Raw genomic sequence first — 25,725 nt, forward strand, 5'->3', positions numbered from 1 at the left:
TTACCTACTGTTTAAGGCGATCCTATGAAACAAAAAGTGGTTAGCATTGGCGACATCAACGTGGCAAATGACCTGCCATTCGTGCTGTTTGGCGGCATGAACGTGCTGGAATCCCGCGATCTGGCGATGCGCATTTGTGAGCACTACGTAACCGTTACTCAAAAACTGGGTATCCCTTACGTGTTCAAAGCCTCCTTTGATAAAGCCAACCGTTCTTCCATCCACTCTTATCGTGGTCCGGGCCTTGAAGAAGGGATGAAAATCTTCCAGGAACTGAAACAAACCTTTGGCGTAAAAGTGATCACCGACGTGCATGAAGCCAGCCAGGCGCAGCCTGTGGCTGACGTTGTGGACGTGATTCAGCTTCCGGCCTTCCTCGCTCGCCAGACCGATCTGGTTGAAGCGATGGCGAAAACCGGTGCCGTTATCAACGTCAAAAAACCGCAGTTCGTAAGCCCTGGTCAAATGGGAAATATCGTGGATAAATTCCATGAAGGCGGCAACGACAAGGTTATTCTGTGCGATCGTGGCGCAAACTTCGGTTACGACAACCTGGTTGTGGATATGCTGGGCTTTGGCGTGATGAAGAAAGTTTCCGGTAACTCACCGGTTATTTTTGACGTTACCCACGCGCTGCAATGCCGTGACCCGTTCGGTGCTGCAAGCGGCGGTCGTCGTGCGCAGGTGACTGAACTGGCGCGTGCCGGTATGGCGGTGGGTCTGGCGGGTCTGTTCATTGAAGCACATCCGGATCCGGCCAATGCGAAATGTGACGGACCTTCCGCGCTGCCGCTGGCGAAGCTGGAACAGTTCCTCACCCAGATCAAAGCGGTTGATGATCTGGTGAAAAGCTTCGACGAACTGGATACTGAGAACTAAGTTTGGCTTGTGTGCCCGATGGCGCTTACGCTTATCGGGCCTACGACGCAAAAATCACTGTAGGCCGGATATGACGCTTTGCGTCGCATCCGGCTTTTTTATGAATCAAGCAAAGATCGTCATCAGATAGGCGATAAACAGTGCCAGATGTGCCGCACCGTTAAGCACGTTCGTGCGCCCGGTCGAGAAGGAAATTTGGCACAGTACCAACGAAGAAACCATCACAATCATCTCTGGCGAACCTAAGCCAAACACCAGGTCGTTGCCCGTCGCCCACGCAATCAGCGTTACAACCGGAACTGTCAGCGAAATGGTGGCGAGCACGGAGCCGAAGAACAAATTCATCGCACGCTGTACCTGATTGCTCAGCACCGCTTTCAGCGCACCCAGCCCTTCAGGAGAGAGGATCAGCAATGCGACAAGGAAACCAGTGAACGCAACCGGCGCATTCAGTTCCGTTAACAGCGTCTCCAGTGGGTTGGCGTTCATTTTGGTCACTGCGATAACCGCAATTAAATGGACAATAAGCCAAACCGCATGCCACATATTACTGTGCGCTGACGGTTTACCGTGGTGCGGGTCGTCGTCGTCACCCTCGTCTTCGTGTTCGTAAATAAACAGGCTCTGGTGCGTTTTTGTCTGAATCAGAAGAAATACGCCGTACATTGCGGCAGAAATTAACGCCACCAGTAGCGCCTGTGCAGTGGTGAAATTCGCGCCCGGCAATGCCATCGGGAACACCAGCACAATAATGGCCAGCGGGAACAGGGCGATCAAATACTGTTTAATACCAAACAGATTCATATACTGGGTGGCAAATTTACGCCCGCCTAACAGTAATGAAAAACCGACCAGACCACCGGTGACAATCATAATGATTGAATAGAGCGTATCGCGCATCAGGGTCGGCGCGGCGTCGCCCGTTGCCATTAATGCAGAAATTAAGCTGACTTCAAGAATAACCACCGACAGGCTCAGGATCAGGGAACCATAGGGTTCACCGAGTCGGTGGGCTAATACGTCTGCGTGACGTACAACGCTAAATGCACTGCTTAATATACCCACCAAGGCAAGCGCATTAATGCCGATAACCACTGGTAGTGACTGACTGCTCCCCCATAAGAACAGAACTACCAGCGCCAAAATCGGGAAGACGAGCGAGGTCTCCTTGTGGCGGGTTTTTACCGCCTCATGTGCATGTGTCATTCACTTCTCCATCTCTGCAGGTATTTATAATTATAAATGTATTAAAGAATGTAAAAAATAACAGATATCTCGGTATTTCCGATCTGTTTTTACGTAATTTTACGGCGTGGCCCGTTTCTTGCTTCAAAGTGAATATAATCATTTATCTTGTTTAGAGACGATTTAAATAACAAGGTGTTAGTTTTAATGGTGCACAAATATTGACACTCATAACGAGCAACATGTCGGTACCGATCGCGCCATCAGTACAGGATATAAAGTGCCGTTGAGCCTTTGTTGCCTTGCATGCAGCCAGTGAATTGCCTATTGTCCTGATATTGGTTTCAAAATGAACAGCAAAAAAGCCCGGAAGGCGTCAAAAAGTTGTCGCAGGGACGTTGCAGTGGCGGAGGTGTAAGGTGTTAACGCGTGATTTTTTATTGAATGCCGACTGTAAGACGGCATTTGGTGCTATTGAAGAATCACTACTCTGGTCAGCGGAACAACGGGCAGCCTCACTGGCTGCCACACTCGCTTGCCGACCAGATGATGGACCGGTGTGGATCTTTGGTTATGGATCGTTGATGTGGAACCCGGCCTTAGAGTTTGAGGAGTCGTGTACCGGCACGTTAGTCGGCTGGCACCGGGCATTTTGCCTGCGCCTGACGGCGGGACGAGGCACGGCGTGTCAGCCTGGACGGATGCTGGCCCTGAAAGAAGGGGGCCGCACCACCGGTGTAGCCTACCGCTTACCGGACGCCTCGCTGGAGCAAGAGTTGACGTTGCTGTGGAAGCGCGAAATGATCACCGGCTGCTATCTTCCGACCTGGTGTCAGCTCACGCTTGATGACGGGCGGACGGTCAATGCGTTGGTCTTTATTATGGATCCGCGGCATCCATTGTTTGAGGCAGATACGCGCGCGCAGGTGATCGCGCCGCTTATCGCTACCGCCAGCGGACCATTGGGAACCAATGCGCAGTATCTGTTCTCGCTGGAACAGGAATTGTCCCGGTTAGGCATGCAGGATGATTGCCTGAGCGAACTGATCGTCACGGTCAAACGACTGCTGGGCGAGGTGTTACCGGAAGGGGTCATGCGGCCAGGATTTGCCTGAGTCGGCGAACTGCCCGATAAGCGAGAGTGCTTTCGGGCAGCTAACTATCAGGCGGCGATATAACTGATGGAATGTTCCAGCGACTGGCTGTGGCTGTCGATCAGAACATTCCACGTGCCGGTATACGGCACGGTCAACCATGCGTTATCACGATCCTGCACGCTTAAAATGTCGGTCTGCGTGTCTTTGACGTGATTTTTTTCGCTCATCAGATGAATGTGACAGCGCTCAGAACAGCGCACCACCACGGTATCTCCACCAAACAATTTCAAACTTGCCTTCACTAATGCCATTTTTCACCCCGTTCTTGAAAACAACGTACTTTCTGTCGAAAGTGCTGCGTGATGTTGTTCACATTTCACTCATGGCATAACACCAAAGGGGGAGGGACAGGATGCTGATTTTGATCAAAAAATGGCATAACGATTAAACAAAAATGACAAAATCCCTGAAAAGCGTTGAAAGGGCGTGCTTACGTTTAGCGAAACCGCGCCCCTGGCAGATTAAATCTGGAAATATCCGGCTCTTTCAGTGCGCTTGCCTGAAAAGTCGTCTATCAGAAGGTTAACACCTTATCCGCCGCCAGCGTCCACTGGGCTAATTCCACCAATGTCCCGACTTCAACGCCGTCGATTAACGGCAGCGTGGTGATGCCACGACCATCGGTGCAGGTTTTGCACAGTTTCACCGGCACATTTTGTGCGGTCAGGATCTCCAGCATTTGCTGAATATTGTAGCCTTCCGTCGGCTTCTGCCCGCGTATTCCCGCCGTTACCGCGTCCGACATCAAAAAAAGTCGCAGATCGAGGCTGTCATCCTGTTCGCGCAGGGCAATGGCCAGACGCAGACTGTTAAATAACGATTCGCTTCCATAGGCCGCACCGTTCGCGACGATCACTATCTTTTGCATTTTGACTCCTGTTGTCAGGGGGGCATGGATATTGCTAGCTCTTTGGGAAAACCCGTTATCCGTGAGAGCAGAGATGATGACACATGCGCAAGACCCCGGTGCCACGCAATGGTTTCACCACGCACGTCAGCTTGAGAATACCCAGCTTCGCCAGTTGGCGCAGTCAGGCCAACTGGTGACGCGCATTAGCCATCTGGTGCATATGCTACAGTGCGAACGCGGTGCATCCAACATTTGGTTGTGCTCCCGTGGGGCACTTTACGGTCCGGAGGTCCGTGCCAGCCGCGCACTGGTGGATGAGGAATGTCGACAACTGCACGCGCTGTTTACGCAGCTTATGCCGCAGGCCAGCAGCACGCTATGCCATCGCATTGCCGGTACCGTCTGGTGCCTGGCGCAGTTGCCCGCATTGCGTGAAGCGGTCAGCGGGCAGGCGTTAGATGCGCAACAGGCCATGGCGCAGTACAACCGTGCGCTGCGGCATGTGCTCGGTATTGTCCCGCAACTTAATGACAGTATTGATGACCCCTACGTTGCCCGCGGGATGGTGGCCCTGTACAGCTTTATGCAGGGCAAAGAGCTGGTGGGGCAAGAGCGGGCATTGGGCGCGATTGGCTTTACGCTTGGCGAATTTGAGCCGCCTATGCGCCAGGCGCTGGTGGATCGGATCGACGGACAGCAGCCGTGCTTTGAAGCCTTTAGCTCACTGGCCTCACCGGCGCTGGTGCAGCATTTTCGCCAGCAGTGTGAAGCCTCTGGCACGATTGAACAGTTGCGTCGACAGGTTTGCACGCGACACCCGCAGGCCGATAACGGCGAAAGCACGCTGCGCTGGTTTACGTTGCAGACCCAGCGGCTGGAACGTTTACGCGACGTGGAGGAGAGGCTGATCGGCGAGCTGATGCAGGCCGTTGAGCGGCGTCTGGCGGAAGACGCCAACGCGCTGCCGCTCGATAACTGGCTTGATGATAGCGCCGATGACAACCTCTGCCTGCGTCGCGACAAACAGCTTCTGCTGCTGGTTCGCCAGCAGGCACGCCAGCTCGAGCAGATGAGCGGCCAACTGGCGTCGCTACAGGATACGTTAGAAGAGCGGAAGGTGATTGATAAGGCGAAAAGTGTACTGATGAATCATCACAATATGAGTGAGGAACAGGCCTGGCAACGGCTGCGCAAAATGGCGATGGATAAAAATCAGCGGATGGTGGATATCGCCCGTGCGCTGTTGACCGTGAAATCACTCATTCAGGGATAGCGGCTGCACAACAGACGAGCAGCCTCTGCCATATTCGGGTGCAAAATAACGTCACCGGGAGGTAAAAGCCGCTCAGCGCGCCAGCGAAATTCTGGCATCCGAATTGCATTTATCTCTACAGACAGTTTAGCAACAGACCAACGGCGGTTTGTCTGCTTTGAGGATAAAGGCGTCCTGCAATGCTTCGGCATTGCCGGGCGCTTTTTTTTGTTATGGGGAGCATGTATGGATGACAGAACAGTTTTGCTAACGCGGCGGCGATTCCTGCAGGCCAGCGCCGCCATCGGGGGGCATCCCTGATTTCCGGCCTGATGCCATCGGTGTGGGCTGCAGGGTCTGACGCGCCAGAAATGACCACGGTCAGAGTGGGCTTCATTCCCCTCACTGACTGCGCGCCGTTGGTGATTGCCGCGTTGAAAGGCTTTGATAAAAAGTACGGCATTACGCTGGTGCCCAGCAAAGAGGCCAGTTGGGCGGCGGTACGTGACAAACTGGTTTCCGGCGAACTGGACGCCGCCCACGTTCTGTATGGACTCTTGTACGGGCTGGAGTTGGGCATCGCCAGCAAACCGCAGGCGATGGCAAATCTGATGACGCTGAACCAAAACGGCCAGGCGATCACGCTGTCTGCTGCGCTGCAGGAGCAGGGGATCACCGACGCGCCGTCGCTAAAAAAGCTGATTGCCGGGCAGGCGCCAGGAACCTACACCTTCGCGCATACCTTTCCTACCGGCACGCACGCCATGTGGCTCTATTACTGGCTGGCCAGCGCCGACATCAATCCGTTTACCGATATCCGTACCGTGGTGGTGCCGCCGCCGCAAATGGTGATGAACATGCGCATCGGCAATATGAGCGGTTTCTGCGTCGGCGAGCCGTGGAATGCGCGGGCCATTAACGACCGCATCGGATTTACCGCTGCTACCTCGCAGGCCATCTGGCCCGATCATCCGGAAAAAGTGCTCGGCACGCGCCGGGAATGGGTGGAGAAGCATCCGCACACCGCCCGGGCGCTGGTCAGCGCCGTACTTGAGGCGTCGCGCTGGATTGACGCCAGCGAGGCCAACAAACGTGAAACGGCGCAAATCCTTGCCGGACGCGCCTGGCTCAATACCAAAGCACAGTACCTGACCGGACGCATGCTGGGCGAATACGACAACGGTGCTGGTCATCGCTGGCAGGACGCGCACCCGATCCAATTCTTTCGTGACGGGGAAGTCAGCTTTCCGTGGCACTCGGACGGCATGTGGTTCCTGACGCAGTTCCGCCGCTGGGGACTGCTTAAGCAGGCACCGGACTATGAGGATATTGCGGCCAGGGTCAACCGTATTGATATCTGGCGCGACGCGGCGACGGCCGTAGGCGGCATAACCCCGCCAGCGCAGCTACTGCGTACCAGCACGCTGATGGACGGTACCGTGTGGGACGGTCGCGACCCGGAAGCGTATGCCAACCGCTTTACCCTCCACCGTAAAGGAGCCTGAGATGAAACAAAACACGCAACTAAAAACCCCTGAACCGGCTGTGGGTGAGGTGATCACGCTGGCCGCCGTGACGGTGAGAAAACGCAAAACGCCGGCCTATTTGTGGCTGCACACGTGGGTCAGACGAGTCGTGCCCGCGCTGCTGGGGATGGGCCTGCTGGTGGTGTGCTGGCAACTGGCGGCGATCAACAGCCAGGGATTTCCGACGCCGCTCAGCACGCTGGACTCGGCGCTGACGCTGTTTGCTGACCCGTTCTATAACAATGGGCCGAACGATATGGGCATCGGCTGGAACGTGCTGGCGTCATTGCAGCGGGTGGCCATTGGTTTTGGCCTCGCGGCGCTAGTCGGCATCCCGCTCGGATTTCTGATTGGCCGATTTACCTTCGCCTCACACATGTTTTCACCGCTGGTCGCGCTGCTGCGCCCGGTCAGCCCGTTGGCCTGGCTGCCCATTGGGTTGCTGCTGTTTCAAAAGGCGGAACCGGCCTCCAGCTGGACTATTTTTATCTGCTCCATCTGGCCGATGGTGATCAACACCGCCGAAGGGGTGCGCAGAATTCCTGACGATTATCTCAACGTCGCCCGTGTGCTCCAACTCTCCGAGTGGACGGTGATGCGCCGCATTCTTTTTCCCGCAGTACTGCCTGCGATCCTCACCGGCATGCGCCTGTCTATCGGTATTGCCTGGCTGGTGATTGTGGCCGCCGAAATGCTCACCGGTGGACTGGGCATTGGCTTTTGGATCTGGAATGAGTGGAACAACCTCAACGTCGAAAACATTCTTATCGCCATTGTCATTATCGGCGTCGTGGGCCTGCTGCTTGAGCAGGGGCTGATGCGGGTCGCCCGTCGTTTTAGCTGGCAGGAAAAATAAGGAGACAGCATGAAACCCATTATTCAGGTACAGGCAGTGAGCCAACGTTTTTCCACCGCCAGCGGCGAGTTTCTGGCGCTGCAAAACGTCTCGTTTGATATCCATGAAGGGGAAACGGTCAGCCTGATTGGTCATTCCGGCTGCGGGAAATCGACGTTGCTGAATCTGATCGCGGGCATCACGTTACCCACTGAAGGCGGCCTGCTTTGCGATAACCGCGAAATTGCCGGGCCGGGGCCGGAGCGGGCGGTTGTATTCCAGAACCATTCATTGCTGCCGTGGCTGAGTTGCTTTGACAACGTGGCGCTGGCGGTCGATCAGGTCTTTCGCCGCACCATGAACAAGGCCGAGCGGCGCGAATGGATTGCGCACAATCTTGAACGGGTGCAGATGGGCCACGCGATGCACAAACATCCAGGCGAGGTTTCCGGCGGCATGAAGCAGCGAGTGGGTATTGCCCGTGCGCTGGCCATGAAACCCAAAGTGCTGCTGATGGATGAACCGTTTGGCGCGCTGGATGCACTCACCAGAGCACATTTGCAGGACACGGTGATGCAGATCCAGCAATCGCTGAACACCACCATTGTGCTGATTACCCATGACGTCGATGAGGCGGTGCTGCTCTCTGATCGGGTGATGATGATGACCAATGGCCCGGCGGCCACGGTGGGCGAGATTCTGGCGGTAAATCTGCCGCGCCCGCGTAACCGCGTCCAGTTGGCGGATGACAGCCGTTATCACCACCTGCGGCAACGCATCCTCCACTTCCTGTATGAGAAACAGCCGAAGGCGGCGTAAGGGGGCGATATGACGCAACGACTGGTCATTGTGGGGCACGGCATGGCGGCGACGCGCCTGACCGAGGCGCTGCTGGCGTACAAGTGCAGCGACATCGCGATCACGCTTATCGGTGAGGAACCGCAGCTGGCCTATAACCGCATCCAGCTATCACCGGTGCTGGGTGGGGAGAAGACGTTTGCCCACACGCTACTTCATCCGCGCCAGTGGTATACCGACCACGGCGTGACGGTGCTGAGCGGGGAGCGCGTGCTGACCGTTGATGCGACTCGCCGCCGGCTGACGACCTGCACGCGCATCCTTGAGTGGGATGAGCTGGTTTTTGCCACCGGCTCGGTGCCGTTTATTCCGCCAATTGCCGGCGGTGAACAGGCGCATGTGCACGCGTTTCGCACGATGGCGGATGTGGAGGCCATCTTGCAACGACCGGGCCCGGTGGTGGTGCTTGGCGGCGGCGTACTCGGCGTGGAGGCGGCGGCAGCGCTACGGCTAAATTGTGACAACGTCACGTTAATTCATCGCGCCGAACGCCTGATGGAGCACCAGCTGGATCGGCAGGCCAGCGATCTGTTGCAGGCCCAGCTGACAGCGCGCGGTATTCGCTGCGTGCTCAATTCCGGGATTACCTGCATTCAGGGAGATCGCGTCACATTGCTGGATGGTGAGCAGTTGGCCGCGCAGCGGGTGGTGATGGCGACCGGCGTCAAACCCAATATCCACCTGGCGCAGGAGAGCGGTGTGAGCTGCCAACGGGGGATCGTGGTGGACGCACAACTGCGTACCACCGTCGCAGGCATCAGCGCGGTGGGCGAGTGTTGTGAAATTAACGGCCAGACCTGGGGGCTGGTGGCACCGTGCCTGCAGCAGGCCGAGGTGCTGGCTGCACGCCTGGCAGGCCAGAACGGCGAGGGATTTCGTTGGCAGGATCGCGGCACGCGCCTGAAGGTGACGGGAATCGAACTGTTCAGCGCTGGGGTAACGGACGCCGAACCCACGGATACCGCGTTGAGTAGCTGGGATCCGCTCAGCAGACACTACCGCCGTCTGCTGATTCGCGACGGAAAACTCCATGGCGTGCTGTTAATGGGCAATTGCCGCAGCGCTGCGCCGCTCACCGACTTGCTGGATGCACACGCGCCGGCAAATTCCGCCTGGCTATTTGACCGCTTTGATACGCAGCCACCGGCTGCAGGACTGATGACGATGACAAAACCGACGCTGGCTGTTGTGGGACACGGTATGGTTGGCCACCATTTTCTCGAGCAATGCGTAAGCCGCAACCTGCATATGCAGTATCACATCGTGGTGTTCGGCGAAGAACGTTATGCCGCCTATGATCGGGTACATCTTTCCGAGTATTTCGCCGGGCGCAGCGCGCAGTCGCTGTCACTGGTGGACGAGGACTTCTTTGCACGTCACGGTATCGAGCTGCGTCTTGCGCAGTGTGTTACGCAAATCGACCGTGAAGCTCGGGTTATCCGTACCGCCAGCGGCCATGAAACCCACTGGGATGCGCTGGTGCTGGCCACCGGATCGTACCCGTTTGTGCCGCCGGTAAAAGGCGGTGATTCCGCGGATTGTTTTGTTTACCGTACGCTCGATGATCTCGATGCCATTGCGGAAAAAGCGAAAAATGCCCGGCGTGGGGTGGTGATTGGCGGTGGGCTGCTTGGGCTGGAGGCGGCCAATGCGCTGCGCCAGCTTGGACTGGAAACCCATGTCGTTGAATTTGCCGCGAACCTGATGTCGGTGCAACTGGATAATGCCGGCGCCGCTATGCTGCGCGAAAAAATTGAGGCGTTGGGGGTGGGGGTGCATACCGCAAAATCCACCCGCGAAATTGAGCGTACGCCAGACGGCCTGGTGCTGCATTTTGCCGACGGAGAACGGCTGGAGACCGATCTGGTGGTGTTCTCCGCCGGTATTCGCCCACAGGATACGCTGGCTCGCCGCAGTGGCTTACACCTCGGCGATCGCGGTGGAATAAGCATTGATAGCCACTGCCGCACGTCAGATGACGCCATTTACGCCATCGGCGAGTGCGCGCTGTGGGAAGGGCGGATATTTGGACTGGTGGCGCCGGGCTATCAGATGGCGCGCGTTGCCGCCGCACGGCTGGCCGGGGAAGAGGCGAGTTTTGGCGGGGCGGACATGAGCACTAAGCTCAAGCTGCTCGGCGTTGATGTGGCGTCATTTGGTGATGCGCAGGCGCGCACGCCGGGGGCGCAAAGCTATCAGTGGACCCACGGCCCACAGCAAATCTACAAGAAAATCGTCGTCAGCGCCGACGGCAAAACGCTGCTGGGCGGCGTGTTGGTGGGCGATGCCAGTGACTATGCCACGCTACTACAAATGATGTTGAACGGACTGGTGCTGCCCGCGCAGCCGGAATCGCTGATCCTGCCTGCCGTGGCGGGTAGCGCACCGAAAGTGCTTGGGGTGGCGGCACTCCCTGACGCCGCACAGATTTGTTCTTGTCATAACGTCAGCAAGGCCGATATCTGCCGGGCGGTCAGCGCTGGGGCGACGGATATCGGTGCAATAAAACAGTGTACCAAAGCGGCAACCGGCTGTGGCGGGTGCAGCGCACTGGTCAAACAGGTGATGGAGCATCAGCTGGCTGCACAGGGTGTGGAGGTCAAAAAGGATATCTGTGAACACTTTCCCTGGTCGCGTCAGGAAATCTATCATCTGGTGCGGGTGAATCATATTCACACTTTCGAACAGTTGATTGCCCGCTATGGACACGGGCACGGCTGTGAAATTTGTAAACCGCTGGTGGGGTCGGTGCTGGCATCCTGCTGGAATGAGTATCTGCTTAAACCTGCGCATCTGCCGTTGCAGGATACGAACGATCGCTATTTTGCCAACATTCAAAAAGACGGATCGTATTCGGTGGTCCCGCGCATGCCGGCGGGGGAAGTGACGCCGGATGGCCTGATTGCCATTGGTCAGATTGCTAAACGCTACCAGTTGTACAGCAAAATTACCGGCGGGCAGCGGGTTGATCTCTTCGGTGCGCGGCTTGAACAGTTGCCCGATATCTGGCGCGAGCTGGTCGAGGCGGGGTTCGAGACCGGGCACGCTTACGGGAAGTCGCTGCGTACGGTGAAGTCCTGTGTCGGCTCAACCTGGTGTCGCTACGGTGTTCAAGACTCAACCGGACTGGCGGTCACACTGGAGAATCGCTACAAGGGCCTGCGCGCACCGCACAAAATCAAAATGGCGGTTTCCGGCTGTACCCGCGAGTGTGCCGAAGCCCAAGGGAAAGATGTCGGCGTCATTGCCACGGATAAAGGCTGGAACCTGTATTTGTGCGGCAACGGCGGCATGAAGCCGCGCCATGCCGATCTATTTGCCAGCGATCTGGATGATGCCACGCTGATTCAGACCATCGATCGTTTCCTGATGTTCTACATCCGCACCGCGGACCGCCTGCAGCGCACCAGTACCTGGATGGACAATCTCGAGGGCGGTATTGATTACCTGCGCGAGGTGATCATGGACGATAGCTTAGGTATTGCCAGCGAACTGGAACAAGAGATGGCGCGGGTAGTGGAAAGCTACCAGTGCGAGTGGCAAACCACGCTCAGCAGTCCGCAACGTTTGGCGCTGTTTCGCTCTTACGTCAACAGCGATGCCCCGGATGACGCCATCGCGCGTCAAACCTTGCGCGGCCAGCCGCAGTTGGCCCCGCCTGTACGCCATGCTCGTGAGACATTGCCGGTGAAACCCTGGCAGGCGATCTGCCCACTTGAGGCGATCCCGGAACAGGCAGGGATTGGTGCCCGACTGGGTGACTTGCAAATCGCACTCTTCCGTTTTGGTCAGTCGATTTATGCGCTGGATAATCGTGAACCCGGCAGTGACGCTCAGGTACTTTCGCGCGGCATTTTGGGGGATGTGGCCGGTGAGCCTGTTGTGATTTCGCCGCTGTATAAACAGCGCATTCGCCTGCGTGATGGTCGCCAGTATGACAGCGGCGAGCAGGCGGTACGCGCCTGGCCGGTGAAAGTGGTGGATGGAAAAGTGTGGGTGGGCAATCAGGCATTGATTCTGCGCGCGGAGGCCTCATGAGTGAGATACGTACCACATGTCCCTACTGTGGCGTCGGCTGTGGGGTGATCGCCCAGGTGAGCGAAAAAGGCGTTAACGTCCGGGGCGATCCTGACCATCCGGCAAACTTTGGTCGCCTGTGCGTCAAAGGCGCGGCGCTGGCGGAAACCACCGGGCTGAGCGGCAGATTGTTACAGCCGACGGTTGACGGGGCGAAGGTCAGTTGGTCGCAGGCGCTGGAAACCGCAGGCACGCGTCTGCGCAGCATTATCGCCCAGTACGGCCCGCAGGCGGTGGCCTTTTACGCTTCCGGTCAGCTACTGACGGAAGATTACTACGCGGCCAACAAGCTGATGAAAGGTTTTATCGGTGCGGCCAATATCGATACCAACTCGCGGCTTTGCATGTCGTCGGCGGTGACCGGCTATAAGCGGGCGCTGGGTGCCGACGTGGTGCCCTGCAGCTATGAAGATATCGAGTGTAGCGATCTGGTGGTGCTGGTGGGATCGAATGCCGCGTGGACGCATCCAGTGTTGTACCAACGGCTGGTGCAGGCACGACAAACTAATCCATTGTTGAAGGTGGTGGTTATCGATCCCCGACGTACTGCCACCTGTGATATTGCGGATCTGCATCTGCCGCTGCTGCCTGGCAGCGACGGTGGGCTGTTTGTGGGTTTGCTCAACAGAATTGCCACCGACGGTGCAGCGCTGGGGGATTTTGACGGGGCAACGGAAACGCTGGCTATTGCGCGTGACTGGGACGTGGCGCGGGTGGCGGAGTTTTGTGGGCTGGAGGTGGCGGAAGTCACCGCGTTTTATGACGCGTTTATGCAGGCGCCAAAGGCCGTCACGCTGTACACCATGGGCATTAACCAGTCCGCCAGCGGCAGCGATAAATGCAATGCGATCATCAACGTCCACTTGGCCAGCGGTAAATACGCCCACGCCGGGTGCGGGCCATTTTCGCTGACCGGACAGCCAAACGCGATGGGCGGTCGCGAGGTAGGCGGGCTGGCGACGCAGTTGGCAGCGCAGATGAGTTTTGACCCGCAGGACCTGTCGCGCGTGGCCCGCTTCTGGGGTGCTGAGCGGCTGGCGCAAACGCCGGGGTTGATGGCGGTCGAGCTGTTCGAGGCTATTGGCAACGGCAAGATTAAAGCGGTGTGGATCATGGGGACTAACCCGGCGGTATCGCTACCGGACAGCCATGCCGTGTGTCAGGCGCTGGCGGCCTGCCCGCTGGTCATTGTCTCCGAGGTGGTGGCCGACACCGATACCAGTCGCTATGCCCACATTCGCTTTCCGGCGCAGGCCTGGGGAGAGAAGAATGGTACGGTGACCAATTCAGAGCGGCGCATTTCTCGCCAGCGCGCCTTTTTGTCCTCTCCCGGTGAGGCGCGTGCGGATTGGTGGATTATCGCCCAGATGGCTAAACAGCTGGGGTATGCCGGGGCGTTTAGCTGGCAAAACGCGTGGGAGGTCTTCTGTGAACATGCGGCGCTTTCCGGTTTTGAAAATAATGGGGAACGCGCCTTTGATATTGGTGCCCTGGCCGATATGACGTACGCGCAGTGGGAAGACATGACCCCGGTTCGCTGGCCGGTCAGTCGACGTCTAGCGCCGCTAAACCTCTGGCAGGGCTGGCACGCGAACCAGCGTTTGCGGCTGGTGCCGGTCACGCCGCAGGGGATGACAACTGCCTGTGATGCGCTCTATCCGCTGGTGTTAAACAGCGGGCGTATCCGTGACCAGTGGCACACCATGACCCGCACCGGCACCGTTTCGCGCCTGATGCAGCACATCAGCGAACCGCTGGTCGAGGTGTCACCCGAGGACGCCGCACGATTTCAGCTGACCGGGGGAGCGCTGTGTCGTATCAGTTCCCCGCGCGGGCTGATGGTGGGCAGGGTGGCAATCCAACCAGGTCAGCGGGCGGGCAGCGCGTTTACCTCGATGCACTGGAACAACAGCTTTGCCCGTCAGGGCCGGGTAAACGCGCTGGTCGCGCCGGTGTGCGATCCCCATTCCGGACAGCCAGAAAGCAAACAGACTGCGGTGCGTATCATGCCCTGGCAGCCGCAATGGCAGGGGGAGATGTTTAGTCGGCATCAATTAACACTGCCCGGTTTTGTCCATTGGTGGCGCAAAGCGGCGGACACGGTTTTTCGCTATACCCTGGCGGGTGACAGGGAATTCGCCAGCTGGCTATGCCAGTACTGCACGGCACAAGGCTGGCAAATCCAGCAGGCGCACTGGGGCCAGGGGCTGAATATCCTGGCCTGGCGGGAGGGGCAACTGATGCTGGGATTCTGGTCGGCGGCGACGCAGCCTGAGATTGACACCGTCACTATTCTCGCCGCGTTTGTGCGAGCGCCAGACAATGCTGAAATACGCCATGCGCTGCTGAGCGGCAAACCCGCAGGTATAGCGCCTGACGAGGGGGCGATAGTGTGCAGCTGTTTCAGCGTAGGCGAAATGGCGATCGTCCGGGCGATCACCGACGGTTGCCATTCGGTTCAGACGTTGGGGCAACAGCTGCGCTGCGGCAGCAACTGTGGGTCGTGCATCCCGGAGTTGCGTGCCTTACTGAAACAAACGGTAACGCTTAAAGAGTAAGGATATTCCTGAAAATTTGAGAAAAGGCTGCAAATTGCTGGCCTGAAAGGTATGGTTAACGGTCGAGAGACCTGATTTTAATGATGTAAAAGCCACCGACGATTTGAGCCGTTTTTTCAGTTGTACACGTAGTATCCTCCTACTCTTGCCGCTGGCAGGCGGTACTGCCAGCGCGCAGTCTTCGTTTATCCAGCAGGCCGCCAACCCGTTTGACAACAATCATGATGGCTTACCCGATCTTGGCATGGCAGCGGAGTCCCGGGCCGGTGAAAAGCATTTTGCCGAAATGGTCAAAGCGTTTGGCGAAGCCAGCATGACCGATAATGGTCTTGATACCGGTGAACAGGCGAAGCAGTTTGCGTTTGGCCAGGTGCGTGACACGGTCAGTGAGCAGGTGAATCAACAACTGGAGTCGTTGCTTTCTCCCTGGGGTAATGCCAGCGTTGGGCTACAGGTGGATAACGAGGGTCGCTTTACCGGCAGCCGGGGAAGCTGGTTTATTCCCTGGCAGGATAATCAACGCTACCTGACCTGGAGCCAGATGGGGATAACCCAGCAAGATGAGGGGCTGGTCAGTAATCTGGGCATCGGGCAGCGCTGGGTACGCAACGGCTGGTTGTTAGGTTACAACACCTTTTATGACACTCTGCTGGATGAAAACCTGCCGCGCGGTGGCGTGGGTGCTGAAGCGTGGGGCGAGTATCTGCGCTTATCCGCCAATTATTACCAGCCGTTCTCGTCCTGGCAGGAACGTTCTGCGACGCAGGTGCAGCGCATGGCGCGGGGATATGACCTTACTGCACTGATGCGGGTCTCGTTTTATGAACATCTCAATACCAGCGTTAGCGTGGAGCAATACTTTGGCGACCAGGTCGATCTGTTTCATTCCGGAACCGGCTACCATAATCCGGTGGCGGTCAAGCTGGGGCTGAGCTACACGCCGGTGCCGCTGGTGACGGTGACCGCGCAGCATAAGCAGGGTGAAAGCGGGGTCAGCCAGAACAGCGTCGGCGTAAAGCTTAACTATCGCTTTGGCGTGCCGTTAAAAAAACAGTTGATGGTCAGCGAAGTGGCTGGCAGTCAGTCCTTGCGCGGGAGTCGTTATGACTTACCACAGCGTAACAATCTGCCGACGATGGAATATCGCCAGCGCAAAACCCTGGCTGTGTTTCTGGCAACTCCGCCGTGGGATCTCACGCCTGGCGAGTCGGTAGCGCTGAAGCTGGAGGTGCGCAGTCAGCACGGTATTCGCCACCTGACGTGGCAGGGGGATACGCAAGCGCTGAGTTTGACGGCGGGAACAACTACCCGGAGTGCAGAAGGCTGGACGATTATTATGCCAAAGTGGGACAGCAGTGACGGGGCAACAAACCGCTGGCGGCTGTCGGTGGTGGTGGAAGACGAACAGGGTCAGCGTGTCTCTTCCAATGAGATCACGCTATCACTGACCGAACCGTTTAGCGCGGTGTCGGAAAATGATCCTCGTTGACGATAAGCAGCATTAAAAATTAGAAAATGCGTTCCTGATGTACCCATACCGCGGCTTCTACGCGTGATTTGAGCTTCATTTTCTTCAGCATATGCTTCACGTGGACTTTGACCGTGCTTTCGGTGATGTCCAGACGGCGGGCAATCATCTTGTTAGGCAGGCCCTGGGCAATCAGTTTCAGGATGTCGCGTTCGCGCGGCGTGAGCTGGGTGACATCGCGGTCTGAGGTGGCACGATTAGCACGCAGGCTGGCGGCCAGTACGGGTGTTAAAGCTTCGCTAAGCACCATTTCACCGGCGGCCGCTTGCTGTAATGCCTTCAGCAAATCTTCCGGTTCCATGTCTTTCAACAAATAACCATCCGCGCCGCGTTTCAGGGCGGTGACCACGTCTTCTTCATGATTGGAGACGCTGAATACGACGATGCGGCCGGACAGGGATTTTTCGCGCAGCTTATCGAGCGTTTCCAGACCGTTCATACCGGGCATATTGAGATCCAACAGGATCAGATCGGGATCAAGAGACTCAGCCAGCTCGATACCCTGCTCGCCATTACTGGCTTCGCCGACCACGGTAATATCGGGCGCCATACTGACAAGCTGTTTTACACCGGTTCGCAACATCGGATGATCATCGATCAACAGGATGGTTGCCGGTTCCAGATTACTCATGGGTATCTCCTTGGACTTCTGTGAAGTTTGTTTCGGGAATGAAAGTGACAGCAACTTCAGTACCGCCAGTCTCGCGACGGCGTACACGGCAATCGCCGCGCAAGCTTTGCGCACGATCGCGCATAATAATCATGCCGTAGTGGTTACTGCGTTCGGCGTTTTCCGGTACGCCGCAGCCGTTATCTTGCACTGTCAGTTTGACCTGCTTGCCATTTTGCACCACCGTCACCACAACGTCATCGGCGTGAGAGTGTTTCAGGGCATTACTCAGGGCTTCACGGGCAATTTGCAACAGGTGAATAGCCTGGTGCGAAGGCACCAGACGCGGTGGCAGCTGGTAATCCAGCTTCACCGTAAAACCAAATCGGGCGCTGTATTCCAGGCAGCTGGCTTCCAGCGCGGGGCGCAATCCAGGCTCCGTTAACTGCAAACGGAAAGTGGTTAACAGCTCACGCAACTGCACCCAGGACGTGTTCAGTTCATTACGAATTTGACTCAACAGGTCGCGGCAGTTTTCCGGCAGCGCCTCGCCTTGCATTTGCAAACAGCTGACCTGCATCTTCATACAAGAAAGCGATTGTGCAATAGAATCATGCAGTTCGCGTGCAATGGTGGCACGCTCTTCCATCACAATCAACTGCTGCTGACGCTCCTGCTGCCTGTCCAGCGCCAGCGTCGCGGTCAGTTGTTCAACCAGGGTATCAACCAGTTGCTGCTGGTCGTGGCTAAGATGACGTCCGTGCGGCAACGTGGCCAGCAGAATACCATACTGAGTATGCGCATCGGTCAGTCGCCATTTCAGTGTGATTCCGCCGTCAATGGCGGGCAGCGTGCCGCGCGGACACAGATGACACCCTTTTTCATCACAGCTGACGTTCGACTGACAGGTAAACTCCTGGTGATTATCTTCATCTTCCAGGTCGTACACCCGCAGTTCGATATCATGCAACAGCGTTAAATTTTGTAGCCCGTTGAGTACCGGGGAAAGACGTTCACACAGTGGTACCTGAGAGTGCAGACGGCGGTTGGCTTGCCACAGGAAGGAGAGGATCTGGTTTTTATGCTCCAGACCGGCGGTTTTCTCCTGCACCCGCTGTTCCAGTACCGCGTAACTTTCTGCCAGCTCTTCTGACATATTGTTCAGTGCCGATCCCAGGGCCGCCATTTCATTACGCCCGCTAATGCGTGCGCGCTGGGTAAAATCACGCTGGCTGACGGCTCGCGCCATCGACAGCAGCTGTTTCCACGGTTCCAGCAGACGAACACGCAGCCAGATAATGGTGAAAACCAGCAGCAGTGCCATAAACACGGCCATCAGACGATGCAGCATCACCACGCGCTCAATACGCAATTCCGTGGTGTGGTCAAAGGCGGTCACCAGCTTATCCAGTCCTGCCACAAACTGCGTAACGTCCTCGGCAACGGCGTCCGCGTTTTGTGCATGTGATAGCCCTGGCGCCAGTTCGGTATGCCAGTAATCCTGTAACGCCTTCAGCTGTGCCTGTTGTCCGTCGCGCTTAGCGGCGCGCGTGAGTTCCGGGCTGAAGGCCGTTCTTTCCATCTCTTCCAGCAGCGGCTGGTCATTGGCATCCAGCGGAACCGCTGCCAGCAGACGATAGCTCTGCATACGCAGGGAGCCGGCTTTGTTAATCGCATGCGCGCTGCCCTGAACGCCCTGAACCAACCAGCCGGAGACGGCCATACCTGCCACGCCGATTGCGGTGGACAGTAAAACAATCAGCGCCACCTGGTTGACCAGCGTAAGCGGAGAGAGACAACGTTTTAACATGGTGACTTCTTCCTTCAGGATTTCGTTGTAGCGAAAACCTTATGAATGACGATGCTGCTGCAAGCAGTGGCGTTATTCTCAGCTATACACTGGAGTATACCCATACCTCAAACGGGCTACCCCTTAATTGCCGCAGGTGGGAGAGATCCCCGGCTGAGGGGAGTAGGGGGCGACAGAAGCGTGAAAAACCACATCTTTTTTAGCGATGTTATGTACTCATTTGGGGTAATGATAAATTTTAAGCACTAATAATGACATCTTTTCCTTTGATTTATATCAACTTACCTCTCGCTGTAAACCCTAATGTTGCAGGCATCGAAACAAGTATCAGAGGTGTCTATGAGTCACTCATCTGCCCCGGAAAGGGCATCTGGATCTGTAATTACAGAATGGCGGCCGGAAGATCCCGCCTTTTGGCAACAAAGAGGTCATCGTATTGCCAGCCGCAACCTGTGGATTTCCGTCCCTTGTCTGCTGCTGGCATTTTGCGTATGGATGTTATTTAGCGCCGTGGCGGTGAACTTACCGAAGGTTGGCTTTGACTTTACCACCGAGCAGCTGTTCATGCTGACGGCATTACCGTCGGTTTCCGGTGCGCTGCTGCGTGTTCCGTACTCCTTTATGGTTCCTCTGTTTGGCGGACGTCGCTGGACGGCATTCAGCACCGGGATCCTGATCATTCCTTGCGTATGGTTAGGTTTTGCCGTGCAAGATACCACCACGCCGTTTAGCACGTTTATTATCATCTCTCTGCTGTGCGGTTTTGCCGGGGCAAACTTTGCTTCCAGCATGGCTAACATCAGTTTCTTCTTCCCGAAACAGAAACAGGGCGGTGCACTGGGGCTGAACGGCGGTCTGGGTAACATGGGCGTCAGCGTGATGCAGTTGCTTGCGCCACTGGTGGTCTCCTTGTCTATCTTCGCGGCATTCGGTAGCCACGGCGTTGAACAACCGGATGGCACGCAACTGTATCTGGCCAACGCCGCGTGGATTTGGGTACCGTTCCTGGCGGTGCTGACGCTGGCTGCGTGGTTTGGTATGAACGAACTGGCAACCTCTAAAGCGTCACTGAAAGAGCAATTACCGGTGCTGAAACGCGGACATCTGTGGATTATGAGTCTGCTGTATCTGGCAACCTTCGGCTCCTTTATCGGCTTCTCTGCCGGTTTTGCCATGCTGTCAAAAACGCAGTTCCCTGAGGTGCAGATCCTGCATTACGCCTTCTTTGGTCCGCTGATTGGCGCCCTGGCTCGTTCTGCCGGTGGGGCAATTTCTGACCGACTGGGCGGAACGCGTGTGACGTTGGTGAACTTTGTCCTGATGGCCATTTTCAGCGCCTTGCTGTTCCTTACGCTGCCAACAAACGGTGAGGGTGGCAACTTTATCGCCTTCTTTGCGGTGTTCCTGGCGCTGTTCCTGACGGCTGGGTTGGGTAGTGGTTCTACCTTCCAGATGATCTCTGTGATCTTCCGTAAACTGACGATGGACCGAGTGAAAGCCGAAGGTGGCTCCGAAGAGAAAGCGATGCGTGAAGCGGCAACCGACACGGCGGCAGCACTGGGCTTTATCTCAGCTATCGGCGCGATTGGCGGCTTCTTTATTCCTAAAGCGTTTGGTACGTCGCTGGCGTTAACCGGTTCGCCGGTGGATGCGATGAAAATGTTCCTGATCTTCTATGTCGCCTGCGTGGTCATCACTTGGGTGGTATACGGACGTCATTCTAAAAAATAAAAAAGTAATGTACACAAAATCACTCAAACTGCATCACGGCGGCAAGTGAGAAATCCCCAGGAGCATACTCAAGTCAGTGACTGGGGAGAACGAGCACAGCCAACGCGGAAGCAGTTTGAAAGATGACGTGTAGGTTGATTATCCTTTGCGCGGTGTTAGACCGCGCTTTTTTTTGTCTGTAATTAGTTACAACATACTTATTTGTCTACAGAGACTATCGTCTGTCAGAACGGTGCACAGAAAGAGGCCTGCCAGGGGGATACCCCTTAATACTCACTTGTAAAGAATTAAACATTTGTATGATGAGTTAATTTTAAAATCATATTTAAAATCAATTGATTACTGGGTTTTACCCCATCCCACTTAAGGGGTATATAAAATTTAACCTCTCTTTCCCATCCCTGCCTGCCTTGATCGTTATCAATTCCCACGCGCTTTCATAGCGTTACCTTCGCTCTCAATCAAGCAATGTCGATTTATCAGAGAGCCGTCAGGCTCCTACAGGAGACAACCGATGAGTAAATTCCTGGACCGGTTTCGCTACTTCAAGCAGAAGGGCGAAACCTTTGCCGATGGGCACGGCCAGCTTCTCAATACTAACCGGGACTGGGAGGATGGATACCGCCAGCGTTGGCAGCATGACAAAGTCGTGCGATCAACTCATGGGGTAAACTGCACCGGCTCATGCAGCTGGAAAATCTACGTGAAAAATGGTCTGGTGACCTGGGAGACCCAGCAAACCGACTACCCGCGCACCCGTCCAGACCTGCCAAACCATGAACCACGCGGCTGCCCGCGCGGTGCGAGCTACTCCTGGTATCTCTACAGCGCTAACCGCCTGAAATACCCGCTGATGCGTAAACGCCTGATGAAAATGTGGCGTGAAGCGAAAAGACTGCACAGCGATCCGGTAGACGCATGGGCATCCATCATCGAAGACGCCGATAAAGCAAAAAGCTTCAAGCAAGCGCGCGGTCGTGGTGGTTTTGTACGTTCTTCCTGGCAGGAAGTGAATGAGCTGATTGCCGCTTCTAACGTCTACACCGTCAAAACCTACGGCCCTGACCGCGTGGCAGGCTTCTCGCCGATCCCGGCAATGTCGATGGTTTCCTACGCCTCCGGTGCACGTTACTTGTCCCTGATTGGCGGTACCTGCCTGAGCTTCTACGACTGGTACTGTGACCTGCCGCCTGCGTCTCCGCAGACCTGGGGTGAGCAGACCGACGTTCCGGAATCTGCCGACTGGTACAACTCCAGCTACATCATCGCCTGGGGTTCAAACGTTCCGCAGACCCGTACCCCGGATGCCCACTTCTTCACTGAAGTTCGCTACAAAGGGACCAAAACGGTCGCGATCACCCCGGACTACGCCGAAATTGCCAAGCTGTGCGACCTGTGGCTGGCACCGAAGCAGGGCACCGATGCCGCGATGGCGCTGGCAATGGGCCACGTCATGCTGCGTGAGTTCCACCTTGATAACCCAAGCCAGTACTTCACCGACTATGTGCGTCGTTACACCGACTTCCCGATGCTGGTGATGCTCGAAGAGCGTGACGGTTACTATGCGGCGGGCCGTATGCTGCGCGCCGCCGATCTGGTCGATTCTTTGGGCCAGGAAAATAACCCAGAGTGGAAAACCGTTGCCGTCAATACCGACGGCGAGATGGTCGCGCCAAACGGTTCGATTGGTTTCCGCTGGGGCGAAAAAGGGAAGTGGAACCTTGAGCAGCGCGACGGCACGTCCGGTAAAGAAACCGAACTGCAGCTCAGCTTGCTGGGCAGCCAGGATGACATCGCTGAAGTCGGCTTCCCATACTTTGGCGGCGAAGGCACCGAGCACTTCAATAAAGTCGAACTGGAAAACGTTCTGCTGCACAAACTGCCGGTCAAACGCCTGCAACTGGCGGACGGTACTACCGCGCTGGTGACCACCGTTTATGACCTGACCATGGCGAACTACGGTCTGGAACGCGGTCTGAACGATGAAAACTGCGCCACCAGCTACGATGACATCAAAGCATATACCCCGGCATGGGCAGAAAAAATTACCGGTGTATCACGCGCTCAAATCGTGCGTATCGCCCGTGAATTTGCCGATAACGCTGACAAAACGCACGGTCGTTCAATGATCATCGTCGGTGCCGGTCTGAACCACTGGTATCACCTCGATATGAACTATCGCGGATTGATCAACATGCTGGTGTTCTGCGGCTGCGTTGGTCAGAGCGGTGGCGGTTGGGCGCACTATGTGGGTCAGGAAAAACTGCGTCCGCAGACCGGCTGGCAGCCGCTGGCGTTTGGCCTTGACTGGCAGCGTCCGGCACGTCACATGAACAGCACCTCCTACTTCTATAACCACTCCAGCCAGTGGCGTTATGAGACGGTAACTGCGCAGGAACTGCTGTCGCCGATGGCGGACAAGTCCCGATATAGCGGTCATTTGATCGACTTTAACGTACGCGCTGAACGTATGGGCTGGTTGCCATCTGCGCCGCAGTTGGGCACCAACCCGCTGTACATTGCCCGTGAGGCGGAAAAAGCCGGGATGACGCCGGTGGATTACACCGTGAAATCGCTGAAAGAGGGTTCTATTCGCTTTGCGGCAGAACAACCTGAAAACGGTAAAAACCATCCGCGTAACCTGTTCATCTGGCGTTCTAACCTGCTGGGCTCGTCCGGTAAAGGTCATGAGTACATGCTGAAGTATCTGCTGGGTACTGAACACGGTATTCAGGGGATGGATCTGGGCAAACAGGGTGGTGTGAAGCCAGAAGAAGTGGAATGGCAGGATAACGGTCTCGATGGCAAGCTGGATCTGGTGGTGACGCTGGACTTCCGTCTGTCGAGCACCTGTCTGTATTCCGACATCGTGTTGCCTACCGCCACCTGGTATGAAAAAGACGACATGAATACATCGGACATGCATCCGTTTATTCATCCGCTGTCTGCCGCTGTTGATCCGGCCTGGGAATCGAAAAGCGACTGGGAAATTTACAAAGCCATCGCCAAGAAATTCTCTGAAGTCTGCGTCGGTCACCTCGGTAAAGAAACCGACGTGGTGACGCTGCCTATCCAGCACGATTCAGCTGCCGAACTGGCGCAGCCGCTGGACGTGAAGGACTGGAAAAAAGGCGAATGCGATCTGATCCCAGGCGTTACTGCCCCGCACATCATGACCGTTGAGCGTGATTACCCAGCAACTTACGAACGCTTCACCTCCATCGGCCCACTGATGGATAAAGTCGGTAATGGCGGGAAAGGGATTGCCTGGAACACCCAGAGCGAAATGGACTTGCTGCGTAAGCTTAACTACACCAAGGCAGAAGGCCCGGCTAAAGGTCAGCCGATGCTGAATACGGCGATTGATGCCGCCGAGATGATCCTCACCCTGGCGCCGGAAACCAACGGTCAGGTGGCGGTGAAAGCCTGGGCTGCGCTGAGTGAATTTACCGGCCGTGACCATACGCATCTGGCACTGAATAAAGAAGACGAGAAAATCCGCTTCCGCGATATTCAGGCGCAGCCGCGTAAAATTATCTCCAGCCCGACCTGGTCTGGCTTGGAAGATGAGCATGTTTCTTACAACGCCGGTTACACCAACGTTCACGAGCTGATCCCATGGCGTACGCTGACCGGTCGTCAGCAGCTGTATCAGGATCATCAGTGGATGCGCGACTTCGGTGAAAGCCTGCTGGTTTATCGTCCGCCAATTGACACCCGTTCGGTGAAAGCCGTGATGGGCGAGAAATCCAACGGCAATCCGGAAAAGGCGCTCAACTTCCTGACGCCACACCAGAAGTGGGGTATCCACTCCACTTACAGCGACAACCTGCTGATGCTGACATTAGGCCGCGGCGGTCCGATCGTGTGGATGAGTGAAGCGGATGCGAAAGATCTGGGTATCGAAGATAACGACTGGATCGAAGTCTTTAACAGCAACGGTTCACTAACCGCCCGTGCGGTAGTCAGCCAGCGTGTCCCGGCCGGGATGACCATGATGTACCACGCCCAGGAACGTATTGTGAATATTCCAGGGTCGGAAATAACCGAACAGCGCGGCGGGATCCATAACTCTGTGACCCGTATTACGCCGAAACCGACGCACATGATTGGTGGTTATGCCCACCTGGCCTACGGCTTTAACTACTACGGCACCGTAGGGTCAAACCGTGATGAGTTCGTGGTGGTCCGTAAGATGAAGAACATTGACTGGTTGGATGGCGAAGGCAATGACCAGGTACAGGAGAGCGTAAAATGAAAATTCGTTCACAAGTCGGCATGGTGCTGAATCTCGATAAGTGCATCGGTTGCCACACCTGTTCAGTAACCTGCAAAAACGTCTGGACCAGCCGTGAAGGGACCGAGTACGCCTGGTTCAACAACGTTGAAACTAAGCCGGGCACCGGTTTCCCGACCGACTGGGAAAACCAGGAAAAATGGAAGGGCGGTTGGATCCGCAAGATCAACGGTAAGCTGGTACCGCGCATGGGTAACAAAGCGCTGCTGCTGGGTAAAATCTTCGCTAACCCGCATCTGCCGGGTATCGATGATTACTACGAGCCGTTTGACTTCGACTACCAGACGCTGCACAACGCTCCGGCTGACAGCAAAGCGCAGCCGATTGCACGTCCACGTTCGCTGATCACCGGCAAGCGTATGGACAAGATAACCAAAGGTCCGAACTGGGAAGACGACCTGGGCGGCGAGTTCGAGAAGCTGTCAAAAGACAAAAACTTCGAGAACATGCAGAAGGCGATGTACGGCCAGTTCGAAAATACCTTCATGATGTATTTGCCGCGTCTGTGCGAGCACTGCCTTAACCCGGCGTGCGTGGCGACCTGCCCAAGCGGTGCCATCTACAAGCGTGAA

Annotated in this window: 16 protein-coding genes and 1 pseudogene; 12 read left to right on the plus strand and 5 right to left on the minus strand. The window is 56.2% G+C overall.

Going from position 1 to position 25,725, the window contains the following annotated elements; genetic code table 11:
* The first annotated feature begins 24 nt into the window (after positions 1-24).
* Positions 25-879 carry a 3-deoxy-8-phosphooctulonate synthase gene (gene kdsA / locus FDW95_RS14895; protein ID WP_096756770.1) on the plus strand — a complete coding sequence of 285 codons (855 nt, stop codon included), beginning with the start codon at positions 25-27 and terminating at the stop codon, positions 877-879.
* Positions 880-984: 105 nt separating this feature from the next.
* On the opposite strand, the gene chaA is transcribed toward kdsA, so the two are convergent.
* Positions 985-2,085: a sodium-potassium/proton antiporter ChaA gene (gene chaA, locus FDW95_RS14900; protein ID WP_115258290.1), complete on the minus strand. Its 1,101-nt coding sequence runs from the start codon at positions 2,083-2,085 to the stop codon at positions 985-987.
* Positions 2,086-2,483: 398 nt separating this feature from the next.
* On the opposite strand from chaA, the gene FDW95_RS14905 reads away from it, so the two are divergent.
* A complete protein-coding gene (locus FDW95_RS14905) occupies positions 2,484-3,179 on the plus strand; it encodes a gamma-glutamylcyclotransferase (RefSeq protein WP_115258291.1) in 696 nt (231 codons plus the stop codon).
* A 47-nt stretch (positions 3,180-3,226) separates the two neighbouring features.
* Here FDW95_RS14905 and FDW95_RS14910 read toward each other — a convergent pair whose 3' ends face one another.
* Both FDW95_RS14910 and FDW95_RS14915 read right to left on the minus strand, forming a co-directional pair.
* Complete coding sequence (locus tag FDW95_RS14910) at positions 3,227-3,472, minus strand: DUF1883 domain-containing protein (RefSeq protein ID WP_096756773.1); 246 nt, start codon at positions 3,470-3,472, stop codon at positions 3,227-3,229.
* A gap of 263 nt (positions 3,473-3,735) precedes the next feature.
* Complete coding sequence (locus FDW95_RS14915; protein ID WP_096756774.1) at positions 3,736-4,089, minus strand: DsrE/DsrF/TusD sulfur relay family protein; 354 nt, start codon at positions 4,087-4,089, stop codon at positions 3,736-3,738.
* 73 nt (positions 4,090-4,162) lie between these two features.
* On the opposite strand from FDW95_RS14915, the gene nasR reads away from it, so the two are divergent.
* The 7 genes and pseudogenes from nasR (at position 4,163) to FDW95_RS14950 (ending at position 16,666) form a co-directional block, all read left to right on the plus strand.
* Positions 4,163-5,344: a nitrate regulatory protein NasR gene (gene nasR, locus FDW95_RS14920; protein ID WP_115258292.1), complete on the plus strand. Its 1,182-nt coding sequence runs from the start codon at positions 4,163-4,165 to the stop codon at positions 5,342-5,344.
* Between the two features lie 225 nt (positions 5,345-5,569).
* A pseudogene (locus tag FDW95_RS14925) lies at positions 5,570-6,828 on the plus strand (CmpA/NrtA family ABC transporter substrate-binding protein).
* Between the two features lies 1 nt (position 6,829).
* Positions 6,830-7,705, plus strand: coding sequence for a nitrate ABC transporter permease (gene ntrB, locus FDW95_RS14930; RefSeq protein ID WP_115258294.1), 876 nt, complete (start codon positions 6,830-6,832; stop codon positions 7,703-7,705).
* A 9-nt stretch (positions 7,706-7,714) separates the two neighbouring features.
* Complete coding sequence (locus tag FDW95_RS14935) at positions 7,715-8,503, plus strand: ABC transporter ATP-binding protein (RefSeq protein ID WP_115258295.1); 789 nt, start codon at positions 7,715-7,717, stop codon at positions 8,501-8,503.
* Positions 8,504-8,512: 9 nt separating this feature from the next.
* Positions 8,513-12,580: a nitrite reductase large subunit NirB gene (nirB, locus tag FDW95_RS14940; protein ID WP_115258296.1), complete on the plus strand. Its 4,068-nt coding sequence runs from the start codon at positions 8,513-8,515 to the stop codon at positions 12,578-12,580.
* Complete coding sequence (locus tag FDW95_RS14945; RefSeq protein WP_115258297.1) at positions 12,577-15,177, plus strand: nitrate reductase; 2,601 nt, start codon at positions 12,577-12,579, stop codon at positions 15,175-15,177. The genes nirB and FDW95_RS14945 overlap by 4 nt, the downstream gene beginning before the upstream one ends.
* 103 nt (positions 15,178-15,280) lie before the next feature.
* Positions 15,281-16,666 (plus strand): YchO/YchP family invasin, encoded by a 1,386-nt coding sequence (locus FDW95_RS14950; protein ID WP_115258298.1) that lies wholly within the window; start codon positions 15,281-15,283, stop codon positions 16,664-16,666.
* Positions 16,667-16,685: 19 nt separating this feature from the next.
* Here FDW95_RS14950 and narL read toward each other — a convergent pair whose 3' ends face one another.
* Both narL and narX read right to left on the minus strand, forming a co-directional pair.
* Positions 16,686-17,336, minus strand: a complete 651-nt coding sequence (narL, locus tag FDW95_RS14955) for a two-component system response regulator NarL (protein WP_003020756.1) — start codon at positions 17,334-17,336, stop codon at positions 16,686-16,688.
* Entirely contained in the window at positions 17,329-19,125 is a 1,797-nt protein-coding gene (gene narX / locus FDW95_RS14960) for a nitrate/nitrite two-component system sensor histidine kinase NarX (RefSeq protein WP_115258299.1), read from the minus strand. Before narX ends, narL begins: the two co-directional genes overlap by 8 nt.
* A gap of 339 nt (positions 19,126-19,464) precedes the next feature.
* Here narX and FDW95_RS14965 point away from each other — a divergent pair, with 339 nt between their 5' ends.
* The 3 genes from FDW95_RS14965 to FDW95_RS23875 all read left to right on the plus strand — a co-directional run.
* On the plus strand, positions 19,465-20,856 hold the full coding sequence (locus FDW95_RS14965; RefSeq protein ID WP_137363541.1) for a NarK family nitrate/nitrite MFS transporter: 1,392 nt from the start codon (positions 19,465-19,467) through the stop codon (positions 20,854-20,856).
* A gap of 514 nt (positions 20,857-21,370) precedes the next feature.
* On the plus strand, positions 21,371-25,114 hold the full coding sequence (locus tag FDW95_RS14970; protein ID WP_096756785.1) for a nitrate reductase subunit alpha: 3,744 nt from the start codon (positions 21,371-21,373) through the stop codon (positions 25,112-25,114).
* Positions 25,111-25,725 (plus strand): 4Fe-4S dicluster domain-containing protein (locus tag FDW95_RS23875; protein WP_249359131.1); only part of this gene is annotated, 615 nt, incomplete at its 3' end. The genes FDW95_RS14970 and FDW95_RS23875, both read left to right, overlap by 4 nt.

Origin of the sequence: Citrobacter sp. wls718, from assembly GCF_005280945.1 — a bacterium.
Classification (GTDB): Bacteria; Pseudomonadota; Gammaproteobacteria; order Enterobacterales; family Enterobacteriaceae; genus Citrobacter; species Citrobacter gillenii.

Coding starts and splice junctions, on each gene's coding strand:
- kdsA (WP_096756770.1), top strand. CDS start 25: ATGAAACAAAAAGTGGTTAGCATTGGCGACATCAACGTGGCAAATGAC.
- chaA (WP_115258290.1), bottom strand. CDS start 2,085: ATGACACATGCACATGAGGCGGTAAAAACCCGCCACAAGGAGACCTCG.
- FDW95_RS14910 (WP_096756773.1), bottom strand. CDS start 3,472: ATGGCATTAGTGAAGGCAAGTTTGAAATTGTTTGGTGGAGATACCGTG.
- FDW95_RS14915 (WP_096756774.1), bottom strand. CDS start 4,089: ATGCAAAAGATAGTGATCGTCGCGAACGGTGCGGCCTATGGAAGCGAA.
- nasR (WP_115258292.1), top strand. CDS start 4,163: ATGATGACACATGCGCAAGACCCCGGTGCCACGCAATGGTTTCACCAC.
- ntrB (WP_115258294.1), top strand. CDS start 6,830: ATGAAACAAAACACGCAACTAAAAACCCCTGAACCGGCTGTGGGTGAG.
- FDW95_RS14935 (WP_115258295.1), top strand. CDS start 7,715: ATGAAACCCATTATTCAGGTACAGGCAGTGAGCCAACGTTTTTCCACC.
- nirB (WP_115258296.1), top strand. CDS start 8,513: ATGACGCAACGACTGGTCATTGTGGGGCACGGCATGGCGGCGACGCGC.
- FDW95_RS14945 (WP_115258297.1), top strand. CDS start 12,577: ATGAGTGAGATACGTACCACATGTCCCTACTGTGGCGTCGGCTGTGGG.
- narL (WP_003020756.1), bottom strand. CDS start 17,336: ATGAGTAATCTGGAACCGGCAACCATCCTGTTGATCGATGATCATCCG.
- narX (WP_115258299.1), bottom strand. CDS start 19,125: ATGTTAAAACGTTGTCTCTCTCCGCTTACGCTGGTCAACCAGGTGGCG.
- FDW95_RS14965 (WP_137363541.1), top strand. CDS start 19,465: ATGAGTCACTCATCTGCCCCGGAAAGGGCATCTGGATCTGTAATTACA.
- FDW95_RS14970 (WP_096756785.1), top strand. CDS start 21,371: ATGAGTAAATTCCTGGACCGGTTTCGCTACTTCAAGCAGAAGGGCGAA.